Source organism: Polaromonas sp. (assembly GCF_030682935.1).
Lineage (GTDB): Bacteria > Pseudomonadota > Gammaproteobacteria > Burkholderiales > Burkholderiaceae_C > Polaromonas.
Map to the genome: position 1 here is coordinate 1 of NZ_JAUXNA010000203.1, position 18,556 is coordinate 18,556.

Annotated in this window: 19 protein-coding genes; 13 read left to right on the forward strand and 6 right to left on the reverse strand. The window is 63.5% G+C overall.

Annotated features, from left to right (window positions below; translation table 11 throughout):
* The 4 genes from Q8K05_RS09460 to mrdA form a co-directional block, all read left to right on the forward strand.
* The coding region (locus Q8K05_RS09460) for a rod shape-determining protein (protein WP_305246380.1) at window positions 1-498 on the forward strand (498 nt) is incomplete at its 5' end.
* Between the two features lie 99 nt (window positions 499-597).
* Complete coding sequence (gene mreC, locus Q8K05_RS09465; RefSeq protein ID WP_305246381.1) at window positions 598-1,518, forward strand: rod shape-determining protein MreC; 921 nt, start codon at window positions 598-600, stop codon at window positions 1,516-1,518.
* Entirely contained in the window at window positions 1,515-2,033 is a 519-nt protein-coding gene (mreD, locus tag Q8K05_RS09470) for a rod shape-determining protein MreD (RefSeq protein ID WP_305246382.1), read from the forward strand. The genes mreC and mreD overlap by 4 nt, the downstream gene beginning before the upstream one ends.
* Before the next feature lie 181 nt (window positions 2,034-2,214).
* A complete protein-coding gene (gene mrdA / locus Q8K05_RS09475; protein WP_305246383.1) occupies window positions 2,215-4,284 on the forward strand; it encodes a penicillin-binding protein 2 in 2,070 nt (689 codons plus the stop codon).
* A gap of 43 nt (window positions 4,285-4,327) precedes the next feature.
* On the opposite strand, the gene Q8K05_RS09480 is transcribed toward mrdA, so the two are convergent.
* Complete coding sequence (locus tag Q8K05_RS09480; RefSeq protein ID WP_305246384.1) at window positions 4,328-5,086, reverse strand: TSUP family transporter; 759 nt, start codon at window positions 5,084-5,086, stop codon at window positions 4,328-4,330.
* A gap of 522 nt (window positions 5,087-5,608) precedes the next feature.
* Here Q8K05_RS09480 and Q8K05_RS09485 point away from each other — a divergent pair.
* Entirely contained in the window at window positions 5,609-6,415 is an 807-nt protein-coding gene (locus tag Q8K05_RS09485; RefSeq protein WP_305246385.1) for a phosphate/phosphite/phosphonate ABC transporter substrate-binding protein, read from the forward strand.
* A 21-nt stretch (window positions 6,416-6,436) separates the two neighbouring features.
* Here the strand turns inward: Q8K05_RS09485 and Q8K05_RS09490 are convergent, their stop codons facing one another.
* Entirely contained in the window at window positions 6,437-8,110 is a 1,674-nt protein-coding gene (locus Q8K05_RS09490; RefSeq protein ID WP_305246386.1) for a GMC family oxidoreductase, read from the reverse strand.
* 142 nt (window positions 8,111-8,252) lie between these two features.
* Here Q8K05_RS09490 and Q8K05_RS09495 point away from each other — a divergent pair, with 142 nt between their 5' ends.
* The 5 genes from Q8K05_RS09495 (at window position 8,253) to Q8K05_RS09515 (ending at window position 12,912) form a co-directional block, all read left to right on the forward strand.
* On the forward strand, window positions 8,253-9,197 hold the full coding sequence (locus tag Q8K05_RS09495) for a LysR family transcriptional regulator (protein ID WP_305246387.1): 945 nt from the start codon (window positions 8,253-8,255) through the stop codon (window positions 9,195-9,197).
* A gap of 140 nt (window positions 9,198-9,337) precedes the next feature.
* Entirely contained in the window at window positions 9,338-10,465 is a 1,128-nt protein-coding gene (locus Q8K05_RS09500; protein ID WP_305246388.1) for an ABC transporter permease, read from the forward strand.
* Between the two features lie 2 nt (window positions 10,466-10,467).
* Window positions 10,468-11,256 (forward strand): ABC transporter ATP-binding protein, encoded by a 789-nt coding sequence (locus tag Q8K05_RS09505; protein ID WP_305246389.1) that lies wholly within the window; start codon window positions 10,468-10,470, stop codon window positions 11,254-11,256.
* A gap of 13 nt (window positions 11,257-11,269) precedes the next feature.
* Window positions 11,270-12,202: an MlaD family protein gene (locus tag Q8K05_RS09510; protein WP_305246390.1), complete on the forward strand. Its 933-nt coding sequence runs from the start codon at window positions 11,270-11,272 to the stop codon at window positions 12,200-12,202.
* 89 nt (window positions 12,203-12,291) lie between these two features.
* Window positions 12,292-12,912, forward strand: a complete 621-nt coding sequence (locus Q8K05_RS09515) for an ABC-type transport auxiliary lipoprotein family protein (RefSeq protein WP_305246398.1) — start codon at window positions 12,292-12,294, stop codon at window positions 12,910-12,912.
* Window positions 12,913-12,926: 14 nt separating this feature from the next.
* Here Q8K05_RS09515 and Q8K05_RS09520 read toward each other — a convergent pair whose 3' ends face one another.
* A complete protein-coding gene (locus tag Q8K05_RS09520; RefSeq protein ID WP_305246391.1) occupies window positions 12,927-13,559 on the reverse strand; it encodes a MarC family protein in 633 nt (210 codons plus the stop codon).
* A 354-nt stretch (window positions 13,560-13,913) separates the two neighbouring features.
* Here Q8K05_RS09520 and Q8K05_RS09525 point away from each other — a divergent pair, with 354 nt between their 5' ends.
* Window positions 13,914-14,306, forward strand: coding sequence for a universal stress protein (locus tag Q8K05_RS09525; RefSeq protein WP_305246392.1), 393 nt, complete (start codon window positions 13,914-13,916; stop codon window positions 14,304-14,306).
* A gap of 217 nt (window positions 14,307-14,523) precedes the next feature.
* On the opposite strand, the gene Q8K05_RS09530 is transcribed toward Q8K05_RS09525, so the two are convergent.
* Window positions 14,524-15,270: an SDR family oxidoreductase gene (locus tag Q8K05_RS09530; RefSeq protein ID WP_305246393.1), complete on the reverse strand. Its 747-nt coding sequence runs from the start codon at window positions 15,268-15,270 to the stop codon at window positions 14,524-14,526.
* 93 nt (window positions 15,271-15,363) lie between these two features.
* Here Q8K05_RS09530 and Q8K05_RS09535 point away from each other — a divergent pair, with 93 nt between their 5' ends.
* Window positions 15,364-15,972: a 2-hydroxychromene-2-carboxylate isomerase gene (locus Q8K05_RS09535; protein ID WP_305246394.1), complete on the forward strand. Its 609-nt coding sequence runs from the start codon at window positions 15,364-15,366 to the stop codon at window positions 15,970-15,972.
* A 30-nt stretch (window positions 15,973-16,002) separates the two neighbouring features.
* Window positions 16,003-16,692 carry a dienelactone hydrolase family protein gene (locus Q8K05_RS09540; RefSeq protein ID WP_305246395.1) on the forward strand — a complete coding sequence of 230 codons (690 nt, stop codon included), beginning with the start codon at window positions 16,003-16,005 and terminating at the stop codon, window positions 16,690-16,692.
* A 90-nt stretch (window positions 16,693-16,782) separates the two neighbouring features.
* Here Q8K05_RS09540 and Q8K05_RS09545 read toward each other — a convergent pair whose 3' ends face one another.
* On the reverse strand, window positions 16,783-17,898 hold the full coding sequence (locus Q8K05_RS09545) for a magnesium transporter CorA family protein (protein ID WP_305246396.1): 1,116 nt from the start codon (window positions 17,896-17,898) through the stop codon (window positions 16,783-16,785).
* Between the two features lie 119 nt (window positions 17,899-18,017).
* The coding region (gene hemB / locus Q8K05_RS09550) for a porphobilinogen synthase (RefSeq protein WP_305246397.1) at window positions 18,018-18,556 on the reverse strand (539 nt) is incomplete at its 5' end.

The window sequence follows — 18,556 nt, forward strand, 5'->3', positions numbered from 1 at the left end:
GTCTACAAAGGCAGCGTGCGCGTGGGCGGCGACCGTTTTGACGAGGCCATCATCAACTACATTCGCCGCAACTACGGCATGCTGATTGGCGAGCCCACGGCCGAAGCCATCAAGAAATGCATTGGCTCGGCTTTTCCGGGCTCTGAAGTCAAGGAAATGGAAGTCAAGGGCCGCAACATGTCGGAAGGCGTGCCGCGCAGCTTCACGATTTCGAGCAACGAAATTCTCGAAGCCCTGACCGATCCGCTCAACAACATTGTCAGCGCGGTCAAAAACGCGCTGGAACACACGCCGCCCGAGCTGGGCGCCGACATCGCCGAGCGCGGCATGATGCTGACCGGCGGCGGCGCCCTGCTGCGTGACCTGGACCGCCTGCTGGCCGAAGAAACCGGCCTGCCGGTGCTGGTGGCCGAAGACCCGCTGACCTGCGTGGTGCGCGGCTGTGGCATTGCGCTGGAGCGCATGGACCGCATGGGTTCGATCTTCACCTCGGAATAATTCCCGCTCACGTCTTTTCCCCCGCCGCTCTTTCACGCCGCCCTTCATCCTGCCCGCTTGACGCCGGAAGCCTGAAGCGGGGCCGCTTGATTGCGAATCATGACCTTAGGAACACTCGACAGATCCCCGCCGCCCTTTTTCAAGCAGGGGCCGTCGGCGTTGTCCAAGCTGATGTTCTTCAGCGCGCTGTCGTTGTTCCTGATGGTCGCGGACACACGGTTTCACATGATCCAGCCGATTCGTGCGGCGCTGGCCACCGTACTCTATCCGGTGCAGTGGCTGGCCTTGCAGCCGGTGCATGCGGTCAAAAGCGGCAGCGGGTATTTCACCGGCCTGAACCAGGCCCAGTCCGACAGCGAAGAAGCCAGCCGAAAACTGGCGCTGCAGTCGCTGCGCGCCGGTCAGGTCGAGCAGCTGACGCTGGAGAACAACCGGCTGCGCCAGTTGATGGCGCTGCGCGAGCAACTCAAGGCCTCGGTGATGGCGGCTGAAGTGTTGTACGAGGCGGCGGACCCCTACACCCGCAAGGTCATCATTGGCAAGGGGCAGGTCCAGGGGGTGGACCTGGGTTCGCCCGTGCTCGATGAGTCCGGCGTGCTGGGGCAGGTGACCCGCGTGCATCCGCTGGTCAGCGAGGTCACGCTGGTGGTGGACAGTGAGCTGGTCATTCCCGTGCTCAATGTACGCACCGGCGAGCGCAGTGTGGCCTATGGCGACCCCGCCGCGCTTGGCGGCGGCATGGAGTTGCGCTTCATGGGTAGCAACTCGGACGTGCAGCCGGGCGATCTGCTGACCACCAGCGGCATTGACGGTGTGTATCCGGCGGGCTTGCCGGTGGCCAGGATCAGCCGGATTGAGCGGCGCCCCGAGTCGACTTTTGCAAAAATTTATTGTGTCCCGCTGGCGCTGGTGAGCGGTGCGCGGCATGTCATTGTGGTCAAGCCCGTGTCCGGCCAGATGCCGCCGCGGCCAGATGCTGCGACGCCGGATGTTCCCGCCCGGAAGCGAGCCTCGAAATGATCATGCGCTCCGGCCAGCAACTGCTGTTGCCCGCCAATCCGGTGTTTATAGGGTTCAGCCTGATCGCGGCGCTGTTGCTGGACATGCTGCCGCTGGGGCGCGTGCCCTGGATGCCTGATTTCCTGGCGCTGGTGCTGGTCTTCTGGGCCGTGCACCAGCCGCTGCGCGTAGGCATTGGCCTGGCCTTCCTGTTTGGCCTGGTCATGGATGTGCAGCAGGCCTCGCTGCTCGGCCAGCATGCGCTGTCTTACACGGCGCTGAGCTTCTTTGCGGCCATGATTCACCGCCGGCTGCTCTGGTTCACGGTGCCGTCGCAGGCCTTGCAGGTGTTGCCGCTGTTTGCCGTGGCGCATGGCCTGGAGCTGCTCATCCGCATGATGGGCGGCGGCATTTTCCCGGGCTGGATCATGCTGCTGGCGCCACTGGCCGAGTCCCTGCTCTGGCCTGTCGTCAGCGTGCTGCTGCTGGCGCCGCAGCGCCGCGCGCCCGACCGGGATGAGAATCGACCTCTGTGAATATGGCCCCCACGCTTGTCGCTGCGCGTACTGCGCTGCCCCCCGGGGGGGCTGAACTTGCTTGGGGCGGCCCGGCGCGGCGTTCGCTGGTTCCCTCGCTTTTCACGGCGTGCAATGCGCTGGCCTGCGATTGATCACATGTATTTTCCGCATTGTTTAACCCGCGCCGAGTCGGACTGGCATGACTGAACTCCGAAATGTCGAAGCGGACCTGTCCCGCTTTCGCACGCGCGTGCTGGTGGCGGGCCTGATGGTGCTCTTTGCCTTTGCGCTGGTGGCTGCGCGTCTGGTGTATTTGCAGGTTTACCGCCACGCCGATCTGCTCGATCAGGCCGAAAGCAACCGCACGGCGATTGTGCCCATCGTGCCCAACCGCGGGCTGATTCTGGACCGTAATGGCGTGGTGCTGGCCACCAACTATTCGGCTTACACGCTGGAGATCACGCCGTCCAAGGTGGGTGACCTGGCGCAGACCATTGCGGCGCTGGAAAAGGTGGTGGACATCCAGCCGCGTGACAAGCGGCGCTTCAAGCGGCTGCGTGAAGAATCGAGGAATTTTGAATCACTGCCCATTCGCACCCGTCTGAGCGACGAGGAAGTGGCCCGCTTTGCGGCGCAGCGCTTTCGCTTTCCGGGCGTCGACATCAAGGCGCGGCTGTTCCGCAACTATCCCCTTGGCGAATTGGGCAGCCATGTGGTGGGCTACATGGGCCGCATCAACCAGGCCGAAAAGGAGCGCATTGAAGATGGTGACGACGCTGGCAATTACCGCGGCACCGACTACATCGGCAAGCTCGGGGTCGAGCAGAGTTTTGAGCAGCAGCTGCACGGCATCACCGGGGTCGAGCAGGTCGAAACCTCGGCCAGCGGTCGCGCCGTGCGAAAACTGGCCACCAATCCGGCCTCGCCCGGCAATACCGTGATGCTGTCGCTGGACATCGGTCTGCAAAAGCTGGTCGAAGAAATGTTTGGCGGGCGGCGCGGTGCCCTGGTGGCGCTGGACCCCCGGACCGGCGAGGTGCTGGCGTTTGTCAGCAAGCCGACGTTTGATCCCAACCTGTTCGTCGACGGGATTGATACCGAGAGCTGGCAGGCGCTCAATGAGTCGATTGACAAGCCGCTGCTCAACCGGGCGCTCCGGGGCACCTATCCGCCGGGCTCGACCTACAAGCCTTTCATGGCGATGGCCGCGCTGCAGACCGGCAAGCGCTCGGCCAGCTTCATCGTCAACGACAACGCCTCGTGGACGTTTGGCGGGCACACTTTCCGCAGCCATGGCGACATTGCGCTTGGCGCCGTGGACATGTACCGTGCCATCGTCAAGTCCAGCAACGTGTATTTTTATTCGCTGGCCAGCGAGCTCGGCGTGGATGCCATGCACGACTTCATGGCGCCGCTGGGCTTCGGGCAGATCACCGGCATCGACATCAACGGCGAGGTGCGCGGCGTGCTGCCCAGCCAGGAATGGAAGCGCAATGCCTACAAGCGGCCCGAGCAGAAAAAATGGTATCCCGGTGAAACCATTTCACTGGGCATAGGCCAGGGCTACAACACCTTCACCATGCTGCAGCTGGCGCAGGCCACCGCCGTGCTGGCCAACAACGGCATCAAACACAAGCCGCGGCTGGTAATCGCCACGAAGGACACGGTGACGGGGGCCCTGCATCCCTTGCCCATAGACCCGCCGGTGGACCTGGGCTACAAGCCGGCCAACGTGGACATCATCCGCAAGGCCCTGGTGGGCGTCACCCAAGAGGGCACCTCGACCCGGGTGTTTGCCGGCGCCGGCTACCTGAGCGGCGGCAAAACCGGCACGGCCCAGGCGGTGACGATCGGCCAGAAAGACAAATACAACGGCGCCAAGCTCGAAGAGCACCAGCGCGACCACGCGGTCTACATGGCGTTTGCACCGGCCGACAAGCCCGAAATTGCGCTGGCGGTGATCGTGGAAAACGCCGGCTGGGGCGCAGGCGTGGCCGCGCCGATTGCGCGCCGGGTGTTCGACTATGTGCTGATGGGTCAATACCCCAGCGAGGAAGACATGGCCGCTGTGCAGAAAGGACTGGCCGCTGCGCCGATTGGCACGCCACGTAGCGTTGCCGGCATGGCCGCGCGGCTTGCAGCGGGCGGAACACTGGCCGCCCCCGCTGCGCCGGCCGCAGCGGCGAAACCCGCCAGGGCCAAGGCGACTGCGCAGGCTGTCAGCAAGCCCAAGCCGGCAGTGTCTCGGCTCGACGCCAACCCGGACTAGCCGCTGCGCCGCCGGGCTTGGCGCGTCGTTCGGGTGCTTGCGGCTACTTCAGGAAGGCGTCAAAGCCGGTCTTCAGAATCAGCGCGCTGACCACCCCAATGAACACCACCCGCACAAAACCGGCGCCGTGTTTGAGCGCCAGACGCGTTCCCAGCAAGCTGCCCACCACATTGGCCACAGCCATGGTGAGGGCAAAATGCCACCAGACATGACCCTTGTAGGCAAACACCGAAAGTGCCGCCAAATTGGTGGCGGTGTTGATCAGCTTGGCCGAGGCCGAGGCGCTCAAAAAATCGTAGCCCAGCCAGCGCACCAACAAAAAGACCAGAAAGCTGCCGGTGCCGGGGCCGAAAAACCCGTCGTAAAACCCCAGCACCCCGCCAATGCAGCAGGCCACCAGCGTCTCGGCATGGCCGCTGAAGCGCGGCGCATGGTGGCGGCCCAGCTCCTTTTTCACCAGCGTGTAGGCCAGCACCGCCAGCAGCACAAAGGGCAGGGTCTGGCGTAAAAACCCGGGGGAAATAACCGTGACCAGCCAGGCGCCGGCCAGCGAGCCGGCAAAGCCTGCCGCGGCGGCCGGGAGCAGCGCGGCCCAGCGCAAGTTCACGCGCCGGGCATATTGGGCCGTCGCGACCGCCGTGCCCCAAACCGAGGCCCCCTTGTTCACGCCGAACAGGGTGGCCGGATGCGTGGTGGGAAAGACGGCAAACAGGGCAGGCACCAGAATCAGGCCGCCGCCGCCGACGATGGAGTCCACAAAACCGGCCGCCAGGGAGGCGAGGGAAACAATCAATAACTCCATCGCCCTGATTGTCTCATTGCAATGGAAACGATTATCTGCTCCTGTATTTGTAGCTGATTAGGCCCGTTGATAAAGGGTCGCAGGTCAATTTGAATGAAATTTTCGAAAAGCAAGCGGCCATAAAAAAGCGCTGGGGTTGCCAGCGCTTTTGTCAAAAAAACATCTCGTGGAATGTCAGTTTGTGTATTTCTAATTGCTCTTTTGTGTCTCCTCGGCTCCTCGCGTTGCGAGCAGCAGGGCTCGTCGGCAAGACGGCCAATGTAGCCTGGGCACTGAGTTAGTGCATTGGGGGTTTCCCGCCCCCCCTTCACGCGCGGAGGCAACGGACAGCGGAGCGTGGACCCGAGCCTGCAGGCAAGAAAATCCGCCTCGTCAGCGGGTCAACCGCTTCCAGTGGCTGCAGTGTTGGCAAAGGTTAACCCAGGTAACAAGAAGTGACAAATTACCGGTGGCAAGCTGCAGCGGTGGGCAGTAGCATGGCAACTTTCAAACTAGCCCAAGAAACATATGAAACATATTTTGATGGCGCTGATGCTGGGATTGCCTGTGCTCTGGTCGGGCGCTGTGCATGCCCAGGCCCAGCAACTGGTGCTGGCTGTCAGTGAGGGGACCTCGGGCGGACTGGACCACGCGCAGGTGATCACCAAATACCAAGGGCTGGCTGAAGTCATTGGCCGGGCGATCAAGGCCAAAGTCAGTGTCGTGTTTGCGCGCGAGTTCACGCAGCTTGAAGAGGGGATGCAGACGGGCCGGTTTGACTTCGTGATCGCCAGGCCGAGTGACTATCCAGCCCGGGGAATGCGGGACTATGGCTACAGCTACGTAGCCAGCACCAAGCCGGACGGGCAGTGTTTCATCATCGTTCCCAAAGACTCCACCCTGAAGTCCCTCAGTGAGATCAAAGGCAAACGGATCGTGTTGCCCGAACAGGTGGCCTACATGTCGCGCTTCTGCGCGGCGGAGCTCAGGGACCAGGGCATCCAGCTGGATAAGGAGCGCGTGCAGTTCGTGCGCGAGCAGGCCGCTGTCGGTTTTTATCTCGACAACAAATTTGCTGATGTCGGCGGTGTGGCTTCCTATTCAGGACTTGCCAGGAAGTGGGAAAAAGACGGTAACCGCGTGCTGCATAAAAGCATCGCGCAGCCCTACTTTCCGCTGATCGCGAACAAGAAGATACGCCCGGAACAGCTCAAAGCCATCCAGGCGGAGCTGCTGGCATTACCGGACACCGAGGCTGGCAAGGAGTTGCTCAAACGGATTGGCGTTGAGCGGTTTGATACGTCCTCCGAACTGCGGATGCGTGAATTGCTGAAGTGGCTAAATCTCTGACGCGGAGCGACTCGCGGGCCGTCAAACCCCGTCCCGTATCCACTGGGCGGCCTTCTCGGCAATCATCAGCGTCGGCGAGTTGGTGTTGCCGCTGGTGATCAGCGGCATCACACCGGCATCCACCACGCGCAGCCCGCGAACGCCGCGCACCCGAAGGTGCGAGTCCACCACCGCCATCGGGTCATCAGCGCGCCCCATTTTGCTGGTGCCCACCGGGTGGAAGATGGTGGTGGCAATGTCGCCGGCCAGCCGGGCGAGTTCTTCATCGGTCTGAAACTGCGCGCCGGGTTTGAATTCTTCGGGCTTGTATTTGGCCAGTGCGCTCTGGCTGACGATGTGGCGCGTCACGCGCAGGGAGTCGGCCGCGACCTGGCGGTCCTCGGCCGTGCTCAGGTAATGGGGGGCGATCGCCGGCGCATCTTCAAAGCGGCTGCTTTTAATCTGCACCGTGCCGCGGCTGGTCGGGTTGAGGTTGCAGACACTGGCGGTAAACGCGTCAAAACTGTGCAGGGGCTCGCCAAAGGCGTCGAGCGACAGCGGCTGCACGTGGTACTCGATATTCGGGTAAGGCTGGTCAGGTGAGCTGCGCGTGAAGGCGCCCAGCTGCGACGGCGCCATGCTCATGGGGCCGGTGCGGTGCAAGGCGTATTCAAGTCCGATGCGGGCCTTGCCCCACACGCTGTTGGCCATGGTGTTGAGCGACAGGCCCCAGCGCTTGTCGCCCGGCACCGCCTGCACCTTGTAGACCGAGCGGATTTGCAGGTGGTCCTGCAGGTTGGCGCCCACCCCCGGCAGGTCTTGCACCACGGGGATGCCGTGCTGCTGCAGCAAGGCCGCCGGGCCAATGCCCGACAGCTGCAAAATTTGCGGCGAACCGATGCTGCCCGCGCACAGAATGACCTCGCCCCTCTTTCCGTCCGGCCCGCCGTCCTGGGCGATGCGCGCCGTGACCCGTCCCTGGCTGGTCAGCACCTCCACGCCGGTGCAGCGCAGGCCGCCATCGGCCTGCGGCGCCACCACCAGCTTGCACACCTGGGTGTTCGTCCACAGCTCAAAATTGGGTCGGTCCAGGCAGGTGGGCCGCAAAAAGGCCTTGGCGGTATTCCAGCGCCAGCCGCTTTTCTGGTTGACTTCAAAGTAGCCCACGCCCTCGTTGCTGCCGCGGTTGAAGTCGGCGGTGGCCGGAATGCCGGCCTGGCCCGCGGCCTCGGCAAACGCATCCAGAAGGTCCCAGCGCAGCCGCTGCTTTTCGATGCGCCACTCGCCGCCCGCGCCGTGCAGCGCATCAGCGCCCTTGTAGTGGTCCTCATGCTGCTTGAAATGGGGCAGGGCGTTGTCCCAGCGCCAGGCGTCATCGCCCGTCAGCTGCGCCCACTGGTCGTAGTCGCGCGCCTGGCCGCGCATGTAAATCATGCCGTTGATGCTGGAGCAGCCGCCCAGTGTTTTGCCGCGCGGGTAGCGCAGCGCCCGGCCGTTCAGCCCCGCGTCCGGCTCGGTGTTGTACAGCCAGTCGGTGCGCGGGTTGCCAATGCAGTGCAGGTAACCGACCGGAATGTGGATCCAGTGGTAGTCGTCCTTGCGGCCGGCCTCGATCAGCAGCACGCGTTTGGACGCGTCGGCGCTCAGGCGGTTGGCCAGCAGGCAGCCGGCAGTGCCGGCGCCGATGATGATGTAGTCGAAGGCGGGCGCGCTCACAGCGTTACCTCGCGGCGGCCATGGCAGGGATAACTATTTGCTGTGCTCATAACGAGATGTCTCCTTTAATGCGCCAAGTGTCGGCAAAATGCTGGATGATTACCAATGATTTCATCAAAATAGCGTTATAAGTTTTGCAAATATGAGTCCGAGCTTTGATCCGCAAACCTTGCGCGCCTTTGTCGCCGTGGCACGTCAGGGCAATGTATCGCGTGCGGCCGAGCGCCTGCATTTGAGCCAGCCCGCGGTCAGCCTGCAGCTCAAGGGACTGGCCGCCAACACCGGCCTGACGCTGTTCACCCGCACGCCGCAGGGCCTGACGCTCACGCGCGACGGCGCGGCCCTGCTGCCGCAAGCGGAAAAAGCCCTGGCGGCGCTGGCCGATTTCGCGCAGGCGGCGCTGGGCTTGCACAGCACCGTGCGCGGCACCCTGCGCATCGGCACCATTCTGGACCCCGAGTTCACCCGGCTCGGCGTTTTTCTGAAAGAGCTGGTGGAAGCCGCGCCGCAGATCGACACCGAACTGCGCCAAGGCATGAGCGGGGACGTGCTGGCGCAGATCATCCGGGGCGATCTGGATGTGGGCTTTTACCTCGGCTGGCCCGAAAAAAATGAAGGTAATTGGGTGTTTGCCAAGGATGGGCGGGCGCAAGCTGCTATTCATTTTGAAGTCATGGAGCTGACGCGCTTTACCTACCGCGTGATTGCGCCCGCGGGCTGGGGCCCGCAGGTGCGGGACCGCGACTGGAAGGCGCTGGCCGCGCTGCCCTGGCTGGCCACGCCGCCCGCCAGCGCGCACCATCGCCTGCTGTCCCGCGTGTTTGGCGAGGCCTCGCTGACGGGGCTGGAGCCGCGCCGCGTCGCGCTGGTGGACCAGGAAGCCTCGATGCTCGACCTGGTCAAATCCGGGGTCGGCCTGAGCCTGGCGCGCGACTCGATTGCGATCCGCGAAAGCCAGGCGCATGGCCTGGTGGTGGCGGACCGGGTCAGTCTGGACTGTGTGCTGAGCTTCATCTGCCTGAAGTCACGCGTGACCGAACCCGTGGTGGCCAGCGCCTGGGGCGCGTTGGCGCAAGCCTGGCGATGAGCAAGCCTGGCGATGAGCGGGCCTGCCGCCAGCGCCCTACTGTCTGTGGGACAGGGCCGCCTGATCCCCGGCACGGCGGACGCGGGCGGTTTTCAGCGGTTACCATCGCATTTTTACCTGGTGCCCGCCTGACTATGCCCATGGAAGACGCTACGCCCCGCATCGAACAGCAGGACACGCCCGACGGCCAGCGCCTGCTGGTGCGCGGGGCGTGGACTGCCGCAGACCTGACGGGCAAGCCGGTCTGGGACGCGCTGACGGCGCAGCTTGCGCGCCTGCGGGGGCAGGATCGGCTGGCTCAGTGGGATCTGGGTCCGATTGAAAAACTCGACTACCTGGGCGCCCAGGTGCTGTGGAACCATTGGGGCCGCGCCTGGCCGGCCCGGTTGCAGATTGAACCCGACCAGCGGGCGATGCTGGAAACCGTGGCCAAATTCACGGTCAGTCCGCCGAAAGCGCGCAAGCCTGACTGGACAGCGCCCGTCGCGCTGCTGGGCGGCCGGCTGCTGGATCTGTTCGACCACCTCAATGGCCTGGTGCGCCTGATGGGCCAGCTGCTGCTCGACATCTTGCGGCTGATCCGGCACCCGCAGCAGGGCCCCTGGCGCGATCTCTCGGGCCACCTGTACCACATTGGCGCCACGGCGCTGCCGATCACTGCGCTGGTGGGATTTTTGATTGGCGTGGTGCTGGCCTACCTGATTTCGCAGCAGTTGCGCAAGTTCGGGGCCGACGCCTTCATCGTCAACATTCTGGGCATTTCACTGATACGCGAGCTGGGCCCGGTGCTGGCCGCAATTTTGATTGCAGGGCGTTCCGGCTCGGCCATCACGGCGCAGATTGGCGTGATGCGCGTCACCGAAGAGCTCGACGCCATGCGCGTCATGGGCATTGCGCAGGGCTTTCGGCTGGTCATGCCGCGCGCGCTGGCGCTGGCCGTGGTGATGCCGCTGATCAGCGTCTGGACCACCGTTGCCGCCTTGCTGGGCGGCATGCTGGCGGCCGATATTTCCATGGGCATCACGCCGTCCTATTTCATCCAGCAGCTGCCGGCGGCGGTGAACGTGGCCAACCTGACGCTGGCCACCGCCAAGTCGGTGGTGTTCGGCGTGCTGATTGCCCTGGTGGGATGCCACTACGGCTTGCGCGTCAAGCCCAACACCGAAAGCCTGGGGCAGGGCACCACGGCTTCGGTGGTCACGTCGATCACCGTCGTCATTTTGGTGGATGCGCTGTTTGCCGTGCTGTTCAAGAGCGTCGGCATCTGAACATGGGCGAACCGGTCGTTGACATCCGCAGGCTGTGGACCATTTTCCGGAATGGCGAGAAAAAATCCGTCGTTCACAAGGACCTGGATTTGACGGTGGAGCGCGGCGAGGTGATGTCGCTGGTGGGCGGCTCGGGCACCGGCAAAACCGTGCTGCTGCGCCAGATGCTGGGGCTGGAAACGCCGACCCGGGGCGAGATCACGGTGCTGGGCAAACCCGCCGCCGAGTTGGGCAAGCGGGGTGCAGCCCGCCGCGTAGGCATGCTGTTTCAGCAGGGCGCGCTGTTTTCGGCCTTTACCGTGCTCGAAAACATCGCCTTTCCGCTGCGCGAGCTGGGCACCCTGCCGTCCGCTCTGATTCGCGAGGCCGCCATGGTCAAACTGCAAATGGTGGGCCTGGGCCCGGAGGTGGCCGGCAAGATGCCGAGCGACCTGTCGGGCGGCATGGTCAAGCGGGTGGCGCTGGCGCGCGCCCTGATCATGGACCCGCCGCTGCTGCTGCTTGACGAGCCCACGGCCGGGCTGGACCCGGAAAGCGCAGACAGTTTTTGTGCCCTGCTGCGCACCCTGCACCAGGGCATGGGACTGACGGTGGTGATGGTCACGCACGATCTGGATACGATTTTCGAGCTCAGCACCCGGATTGCCGTGCTGGCCGACCAGAAGGTCATCATCAACGATGTGCCCTCTGCCGTGGTGGCGTTTGCGCACCCCTTTATTCAAACATTTTTCCTCGGCGAAAGGGGTCAACGCGCGATGGCGCTGCTGCGCGAATCCCCGGGCCCGATTTAGAAAGGCTCACACCATGGAAAACAAAGCCCATGCCCTGATCGCCGGCGCGTTTGTGCTGCTGGTCAGCGCCCTGCTGGCGCTGCTGGCGATCTGGCTGACACGCGACAACACCCGGCGCGACCTGTATGAAATGAGCACCAGCGAGATCATCTCGGGCCTGCAGCCGCAGGCCGCGGTGCGCTATCGCGGCGTGCCGGTCGGCAAGGTCGAGCTGATCGGCTTTGACACCAAGCAAAAGGGCAATGTGCTGATTCGCGTGTCCATAGACCGCAGGGCGCCCATGACGACCTCGACCTTTGCCACCGTGGCGTCCCAGGGCGTGACCGGACTGGGCTTTATCCAGCTCGATGACGAGGGTGAATCCACCCAGCGGCTGGTGCCCAACGACGAGGACCCGCCGCGCATTCCGCTCCGGCCCGGTCTTTTCGACAAATTGCTCAAGCAGAGCGAAGTCATTTTCAACCAGGCCGAGCAGGCCAGCATGCGGCTGAACAAGCTGCTGTCGGACGAGAACCAGCAGGCCGTCAGCGTCGCCGTCACGCAGCTCAGCGAAGCCGCAGGCAGCCTGAACCGCGTGGCCAAAGGCCTGGAGCCCACGGTCGCCACCTTGCCCGCGCTGTCGCGCGAGACCAGCGCGACGCTGCGCTCGGTCAAAGTCGCCAGCGACGAGGTGGCGGGTACGGCGCGGCGCCTGAATGAGCCGGGCGGGCCGCTCGACAAGCTCGCGCAGGGCGGTGCGGCGCTGGCGGCGGGCGTGGAAACCTTCAGCGCCGCCACGCTGCCCAAGCTGGGCGAGGTGGCCGACGAAACGGCACGCGCCATGCGCCAGCTGCGGCGCACCGTGAACGCGGTGGACGACAACCCGCAGTCGCTGATCTTTGGCAACGGCCCGCCGGTGCCTGGCCCGGGCGAGGACGGCTTTTCCCCCAACGGAGCACAAGAATGACACAACGCTTTTTCACACCGCAGCCAATTGCTATTAAATCAGTAGCTGTTAGTGCTCGTCCCTATTGGGCTGTGGCTATTATTTCCTTGATGTTGATGGGCGCCATGCTGAGCGGCTGCGCGCTGCCCGACAAGCCAGCGCGCGCCACCATGTACGACTTCGGGCCCGGGCTGCTGGCCACGTCGCCGCCCGCCACACGCCAGGCGCCCCTGCTACCGCTGGCGATTGACGACATCAGTACCGCTGGCGGTGCGCTGGACAACATGGCGGTGCTGTACCGCCTGGGCTACGCCGATGACCAGCAGCTGCGCCCCTACTCGAAAGCGCGCTGGAGCATGCCGGCCGCGCAGCTGGTGCGCCAGCGCCTGCGTGAGCAGCTCAGCCAGCGCCGCGCGGTGTTCAATGCGCGCGAAAGCGTTGCGCTCAACCGCAGCCAGAGCGCCGCACTGCCGCTGCTGCTGCGCCTGCAGCTTGAAGAGTTCAGCCAGCTGTTCAGCACGCCCGAGGCCAGTGTCGGCCTGATCCGCCTGCGCGCCACGCTGGTGGAACTGACGCCCGCCGGTGAAAAACTGCTGGGTCAGCGCAGCGTGGTGGTGCAGCGGCCCGCCCCCAGCGCCGATGCGCCCGGCGGCGTGCGCGCCCTGACGGCGGCCACCGACGCCGCGATTGAAGAGTTGGACCAGTGGCTGCAGCAGGCGCCGGCGCGCTAAATCCGCTGTCCCGGCTATCCGCGCAGTATCGGAAACAGCTTGACCAGGCCCCCGGCCATCACTTCCACGGCCAGCGCCGCCAAAATCAGCCCCATCAGGCGGGTCATCACGTTGATGCCGGTTTTTCCGAGCACGCGGGCAATCGGTTCGGCCAGCGCAAAGCACAGCGCGGTGGCCAGGCCGATGACCACGCCGTAGCCGACCAGCGTGCTGAGCTGGAAAAAAGTCTTGGCTTTTTCAGCGTAGATGACCACCGTGGACATGGTGGCCGGCCCGGTGAGCAGCGGGATGGTCAGCGGCACCACGGCAATGCTGGCGCCCATGGCGGCTTTTTCTGCGCCGTCTTCCATCTCGTTCGTGAGCGGCTTGGCCTCGGCCGGCTGCGCGTTGAGCATGTTCATGGAACTGATCAGCAACAGCAGGCCGCCGCCGACCTGGAAGCTGGGCAGTGAAATGCTGAAGAACTCGAGTATTTGCAGGCCCAGCAGCGCGCTGGTGGCGATCACGACAAACGCGCTGAAGGACGCGACCACGATGGTGCGGCGCCGCTGCTCCCTTGAGAAATCCTGCGTGTAGTGAATGAAAAAAGGCACGATGGCCAAGGGGTTGACGATGGCCAGCAGCGTGACGAGGGGTTTGAAGTCCATGGAAATTCTTTCGGGTTGGTTCGTCAAATGATGGCTTTAGAGACGGCAGGATCGGGGTAGTGATGCGCTTGCCTGCATTTTTGTTGAATGTCTGCTGTGTGCCCAGGGACTAAACCCTTAACATTTGTTGCCGGGCACTGAAATTTTCTGCCCGGCAACGGATCAGGCCATTTTGATGATCCAGCGCCGAGTGGAGGACCTTTGGCGCCAAGCATCAGCCAATGTGACTGAGACTGTGAACTGGGCAGGTCTTTATAAGAAGCTGCTTGCGGATTTATAACCAATTTGTCGACGCAAGGTGATGTAGGCGATGATCAGTTCATGTAATACTTGCCCAAAAGAAGGAGAGAAACTATGACCATACTTGTAGCTTATGTGCCACGTCCGGAAGGGCAGGCCGCCCTGGACAAAGGTATAGAAATGGCAAAACGCAGTCAGGAACGTTTGGTGGTGGTGAATGCCAGTCCTGGCGGCATGCAAGAAGATCCATCGAAAGCGGATGTTCAAGATGTCGAGCGAGTAGAGGCATTGCTCGCGGGGTCCGGTCTCGACGCCGAATTCAAGCAGTATGTTCGAGGTCAAAGTACTGTCTCGGAAATTGAAGCGCTGGTCGACTCTCTACAGGTCTCACTGCTTATCCTCGGCCTGCGAAAACGCACCGCTGTGGGCAAACTCATTCTGGGCAGTGTGGCCCAGGATATTCTGCTCTCTGTTTCATGCCCGGTATTAGCCGTGAAGGCTAATTAATTCCCAATTAAAGGAAACGAACGGGCTGTGTCAATCAAGTCGGTGCGCCAAGGGAACAAATGACCTCCGCTGTTGATGACAACGCCAAGTCTTTGACCGACATGAAGGCGCAACGCCCGCTGTCTGCAACTGGTCGTTGAACCGGCCGGTCAATTCCCTCTTGGTGTCTGGTCGCTCGGGGTTGATCGCCCTGTGATCGTGTTCATCAAACAGCCGTTTACCTGCCGCCCGCCACATCCAGCATCGAACCCGTGGTGTAGCTGGACTCCTCCGACAGCAGCCACACAATCGCCTGCGCCACCTCCAGCGCACTGCCGGCTCGCTGCATCGGCACCTGCGGTGCCAGGTCGCGCACGCGATCGGGCAGGCCGCCCGAGGCATGGATGTCGGTGTCGATGATGCCCGGCCGCACCGCGTTGACGCGAATGCCTTCCGCTGCCACTTCTTTGGCCAGGCCCACGGTGAAGGTATCAATCGCGCCCTTGGCCGCCGCGTAGTCCACATACTGGCCTGGCGAGCCCAGCCGTGCCGCTGCGCTGGACACATTGACGATGGCGCCGCCCGCCCCGCCATGGCGCGTGCTCATGCGCCTGACGGCTTCGCGGGCGCACAGAAACGAGCCGAACACATTGACGGCAAACATGCGTTGCAGCCGATCCAGGGTGATGGCGTCGACCCGGGTGGTCTGGTCCACCACGCCGGCGTTGTTGACCAGCGCGCTCAAGCGGCCGAATTTGGCGTCGATCTTTTCAAACATCGCCACCACCTGCGCCTCTATAGCCACATCGGCCTGCACCGCCATGGCCTGGCCGCCGGCCTGGCGGATCTGCCGTACCACCTCGTCGGCCGCCAGTGAGTTGGCGGTGTAATTGACAGCCACTGCGTAGCCCTGGCGGGCCGCCAGAAGTGCCGTGGCCGCGCCAATGCCGCGCGACCCTCCCGTGATCAAAACAAGTTGGGACAAACCAGCCTCCTGCAAAAAATCTCAATCCCGGGTACAAACGGGATCGCGTTGAATCACTAACTGTAATGACTTATTGCAACCGGAGAAAGAACTTTGAGCACCACCGTGGACTATTACTTCGCCCCCCAAAGCCCCTGGGCTTACCTGGGGCACGCACGCCTGGCACAGATCGCGCGCGAAGCGGGCGCCACAGTGCGGGTGCTGCCGGTCGACCTGGGCGGCAAGGTGTTTCCCATCTCGGGCGGGCTGCCGCTGGGCCAGCGCGCACCGCAGCGCCAGGCCTACCGGCTGCTGGAGCTGCAGCGCTATTCAGACCACCTGCAGGCGCCCATCCACCTCAAGCCGCGCTACTTTCCGGTGTCCGGCAACGACGCCGCGCGCCTCATCATTGCCGTGGACCAGCACGATGGCGCTGACGCCGCGATGGCCCTCAGTGGCGCGATTCTGGCAGCGGTCTGGGTCGGCGAGCGCAACATCGCCGACGACAAGGTGCTGGCCGAACTGCTGGCCGAATGCAGCCTGAGCCCCGAGCGGCTGGCGCAGTCGCAAAGCCAGGCGGTCCAGGAGCGCTACGAGGCCCATACCCAGCAGGCGATTGATGCCGGCGTGTTCGGCGCGCCCAGCTACGTGATTGACGGCGAGCTGTTCTGGGGCCAGGACAGGCTTGATTTTGTCGAGCGCAAACTACAAGCCACTGCCTGAACGCCAAACATTAAAAGGAACTTCAACATCATGGGTCAATTCATTTCTCTTACCGCTGCCGATGGCGTCACTCTGCCCGCCTACGTGGCGCAGCCCGAGGGCAAGCCGCGCGGCGCTGTCGTGGTGCTGCAGGAAATCTTCGGCGTCAACGCGCACATCCGCTCGGTCGCTGACCGCTTTGCGGCGGCCGGTTACCTGGCGGTGGCGCCGTCCACTTTCCACCGCGTCCAGCCCGGCGTGGAACTGGGCTACACCGACGCCGACATGAGCGCCGGTTTTGAGCTCAAAACGGCGGTCGACGCCTTGCCGGGCGCCGGCGTGCTGCCCGACATTCAGGCCGCCATTGACCATGCGGCCCAGGCCAGCGGCGGCAAGGTGGGCATTGTCGGATTTTGCTGGGGCGGCCTGCTGACCTGGCGCGCCGCCTGCACCCTCACGGGGCTGAGCGCCGCCATTGCCTACTATGGCGGCGGCATCACGGCCGAGGAAGAAATTGCACGCCAGCCCCAGTGCCCGGTGATGGCGCACTTTGGCGACCAGGACCACTGGATTCCCATGGAAGGCATCAAGGCCTTCACCCAGGCGCACCCCGAAGTGGCGGTGCATGTCTACGCGGCCAACCATGGCTTCAATTGCGACCAGCGCGGCTCTTACAACGAAGCGGCGGCCACGCTGGCGCACGCTCGCTCGCTGGCGTTCTTCGCCGACAAGCTGGCCTGAGTGCTGCCATCCTGCGTCTGTTTAAGGGTGTCTAAGGCCTGTAGCCCTTGCTGAATGGGCGCAGGCAGCTATCGTTTTGGTAGTTATCGGCTAGCGGCTGCTTTTGGCCAAATAGCGTTTGCGCCAGAACACGACAACGACCACGAGTACCAGCGTGACCATGAAGCCGAGGGTCCACCAAAAGCCCGAGATGCTGTGGATGACCGGCATGAACTCAAAATTCATGCCGAAAAATCCGGTGATCAGGTTCAGCGGCAAAAACACGGCCGTCAGTGCCGTCAGCGTGCGCATGATGTCGTTGGTGCGGTTGCTTTGCGCCGAAAAATGCATCTGCACGGCGGTTTCGGCGCTTTGTTCCATGCGCCGCACATGGTGCACCACGCGCTCTATGTGTTCCAGTACGTCACGGGAGCGGATTTTGAGCAGCTCGCGCTCGCGCTGGGCGCCCGGCGTCTCGCCCTCGGGCCAGGTTTCGACCGAGTCAATCCAGTCCTGTACTGCAGAGCGCTGGTCTTCGCAAATTTCATCAAGCTGGTGCATGGCCAGCCGTGCGTCGAGCACCGAGGTCCAGTTGCTAAAGCGCGAGCCGGGCTTGAGCAGTTCGTGTTGCCAGTGGTCGAGCTGGCGCGTGAGTTCGCGCCGCAGTTCCAGGTAGCCGTCCACCATGTGGCTGACGATGCGCAGCATCAAGTCGGCCGGGCTGGCGGGCAGCTTGACGCCGTTGGCGCGCGATTCCAAATTGGTGGCGTTGAGCAGCTTGAGCGCGTAGGCTTCGCGCACGGCGCAGTCGGTCGGGTGCACGGTCAGCAGCACCTGGTCAAACACCGCAAAGCCCACGGGGCTGGTGTCAATGTGCCTGAGTACCGGCGGCCCGCTGCGTTTGGTGCGTTGATGCAAGGACTGGCCGGGCGCGGCGGGGTCGGTTTCCGTGTGGCCGGTGGCCAGGCGGCGAAACACCAGTATGTCGTACTGCGAGGTGTAGTCGTAGTGCGAGGGCAACTGGTTGTTCAGCAGGTCAGAGACATGCAGGTCCACCAGCTGCGTGCCGCACAGGCTTTGCAGGCCGGCCTGGATCTGCGCCTGCAGCACCTCAAACTCGCGCCGCGCGCAGGCAATCCAGACAAAGCCTTGTGGAGGTATTTCGCTCGGCAGGGCGTCGGTTTCCGTAACGCCCTTGCCGTTGGCTGTGATGTTGAAAACGCGCATGAAGGTTTTAAGTTTCTATTTTTATGGATGAAATAGGCAACCGGCCCAGGCGAGACGGTTCTTTTAAGCTATTAATTCAGTAGCATTTGAGGGGCGCTGGCGCGGGTGGGCCAAGCGTTTCAGCCCTGGCGCAGCTTTTTGGCAGCATCTATTGCAAAGTAAGTCAGCACGCCGTCGGCCCCGGCACGCTTGAAGGCCAGCAGGCTTTCCATCATGACGGCATCATGGTCCAGCCAGCCGTTCTGGGCGGCCGCCTTGAGCATCGCGTATTCCCCGCTGACCTGGTAGGCGAAGGTGGGCACCTGGAATTCGTCCTTCACGCGGCGCACCACGTCCAGGTAAGGCATGCCGGGCTTGACCATCACCATGTCCGCGCCTTCGGCAATGTCCATGGCCACCTCGCGCAACGCCTCGTCGGTGTTGCCCGGGTCCATCTGGTAGACTTTTTTGTCGGCCTTGCCCAGGTTGCCGGCCGAGCCCACGGCATCGCGGAAGGGGCCGTAAAACGCGCTCGCGTATTTGGCGCTGTAGGCCATGATACGGGTGTGGATCAGCCGCCTGGCCTCCAGCGCCTGGCGGATCGCGCCGATACGACCGTCCATCATGTCGCTCGGCGCGACGATGTCGACGCCGGCCTGCGCCTGCGTCAGCGCCTGCT

Bases quoted from the DNA above. Each gene is read 5' to 3' on its own strand.
- mreC (WP_305246381.1), top strand. From the start codon at position 598: ATGACCTTAGGAACACTCGACAGATCCCCGCCGCCCTTTTTCAAGCAG.
- mreD (WP_305246382.1), top strand. From the start codon at position 1,515: ATGATCATGCGCTCCGGCCAGCAACTGCTGTTGCCCGCCAATCCGGTG.
- mrdA (WP_305246383.1), top strand. From the start codon at position 2,215: ATGACTGAACTCCGAAATGTCGAAGCGGACCTGTCCCGCTTTCGCACG.
- Q8K05_RS09480 (WP_305246384.1), bottom strand. From the start codon at position 5,086: ATGGAGTTATTGATTGTTTCCCTCGCCTCCCTGGCGGCCGGTTTTGTG.
- Q8K05_RS09485 (WP_305246385.1), top strand. From the start codon at position 5,609: ATGGCGCTGATGCTGGGATTGCCTGTGCTCTGGTCGGGCGCTGTGCAT.
- Q8K05_RS09495 (WP_305246387.1), top strand. From the start codon at position 8,253: ATGAGTCCGAGCTTTGATCCGCAAACCTTGCGCGCCTTTGTCGCCGTG.
- Q8K05_RS09500 (WP_305246388.1), top strand. From the start codon at position 9,338: ATGGAAGACGCTACGCCCCGCATCGAACAGCAGGACACGCCCGACGGC.
- Q8K05_RS09505 (WP_305246389.1), top strand. From the start codon at position 10,468: ATGGGCGAACCGGTCGTTGACATCCGCAGGCTGTGGACCATTTTCCGG.
- Q8K05_RS09510 (WP_305246390.1), top strand. From the start codon at position 11,270: ATGGAAAACAAAGCCCATGCCCTGATCGCCGGCGCGTTTGTGCTGCTG.
- Q8K05_RS09515 (WP_305246398.1), top strand. From the start codon at position 12,292: ATGTTGATGGGCGCCATGCTGAGCGGCTGCGCGCTGCCCGACAAGCCA.
- Q8K05_RS09520 (WP_305246391.1), bottom strand. From the start codon at position 13,559: ATGGACTTCAAACCCCTCGTCACGCTGCTGGCCATCGTCAACCCCTTG.
- Q8K05_RS09525 (WP_305246392.1), top strand. From the start codon at position 13,914: ATGACCATACTTGTAGCTTATGTGCCACGTCCGGAAGGGCAGGCCGCC.
- Q8K05_RS09540 (WP_305246395.1), top strand. From the start codon at position 16,003: ATGGGTCAATTCATTTCTCTTACCGCTGCCGATGGCGTCACTCTGCCC.
- Q8K05_RS09545 (WP_305246396.1), bottom strand. From the start codon at position 17,898: ATGCGCGTTTTCAACATCACAGCCAACGGCAAGGGCGTTACGGAAACC.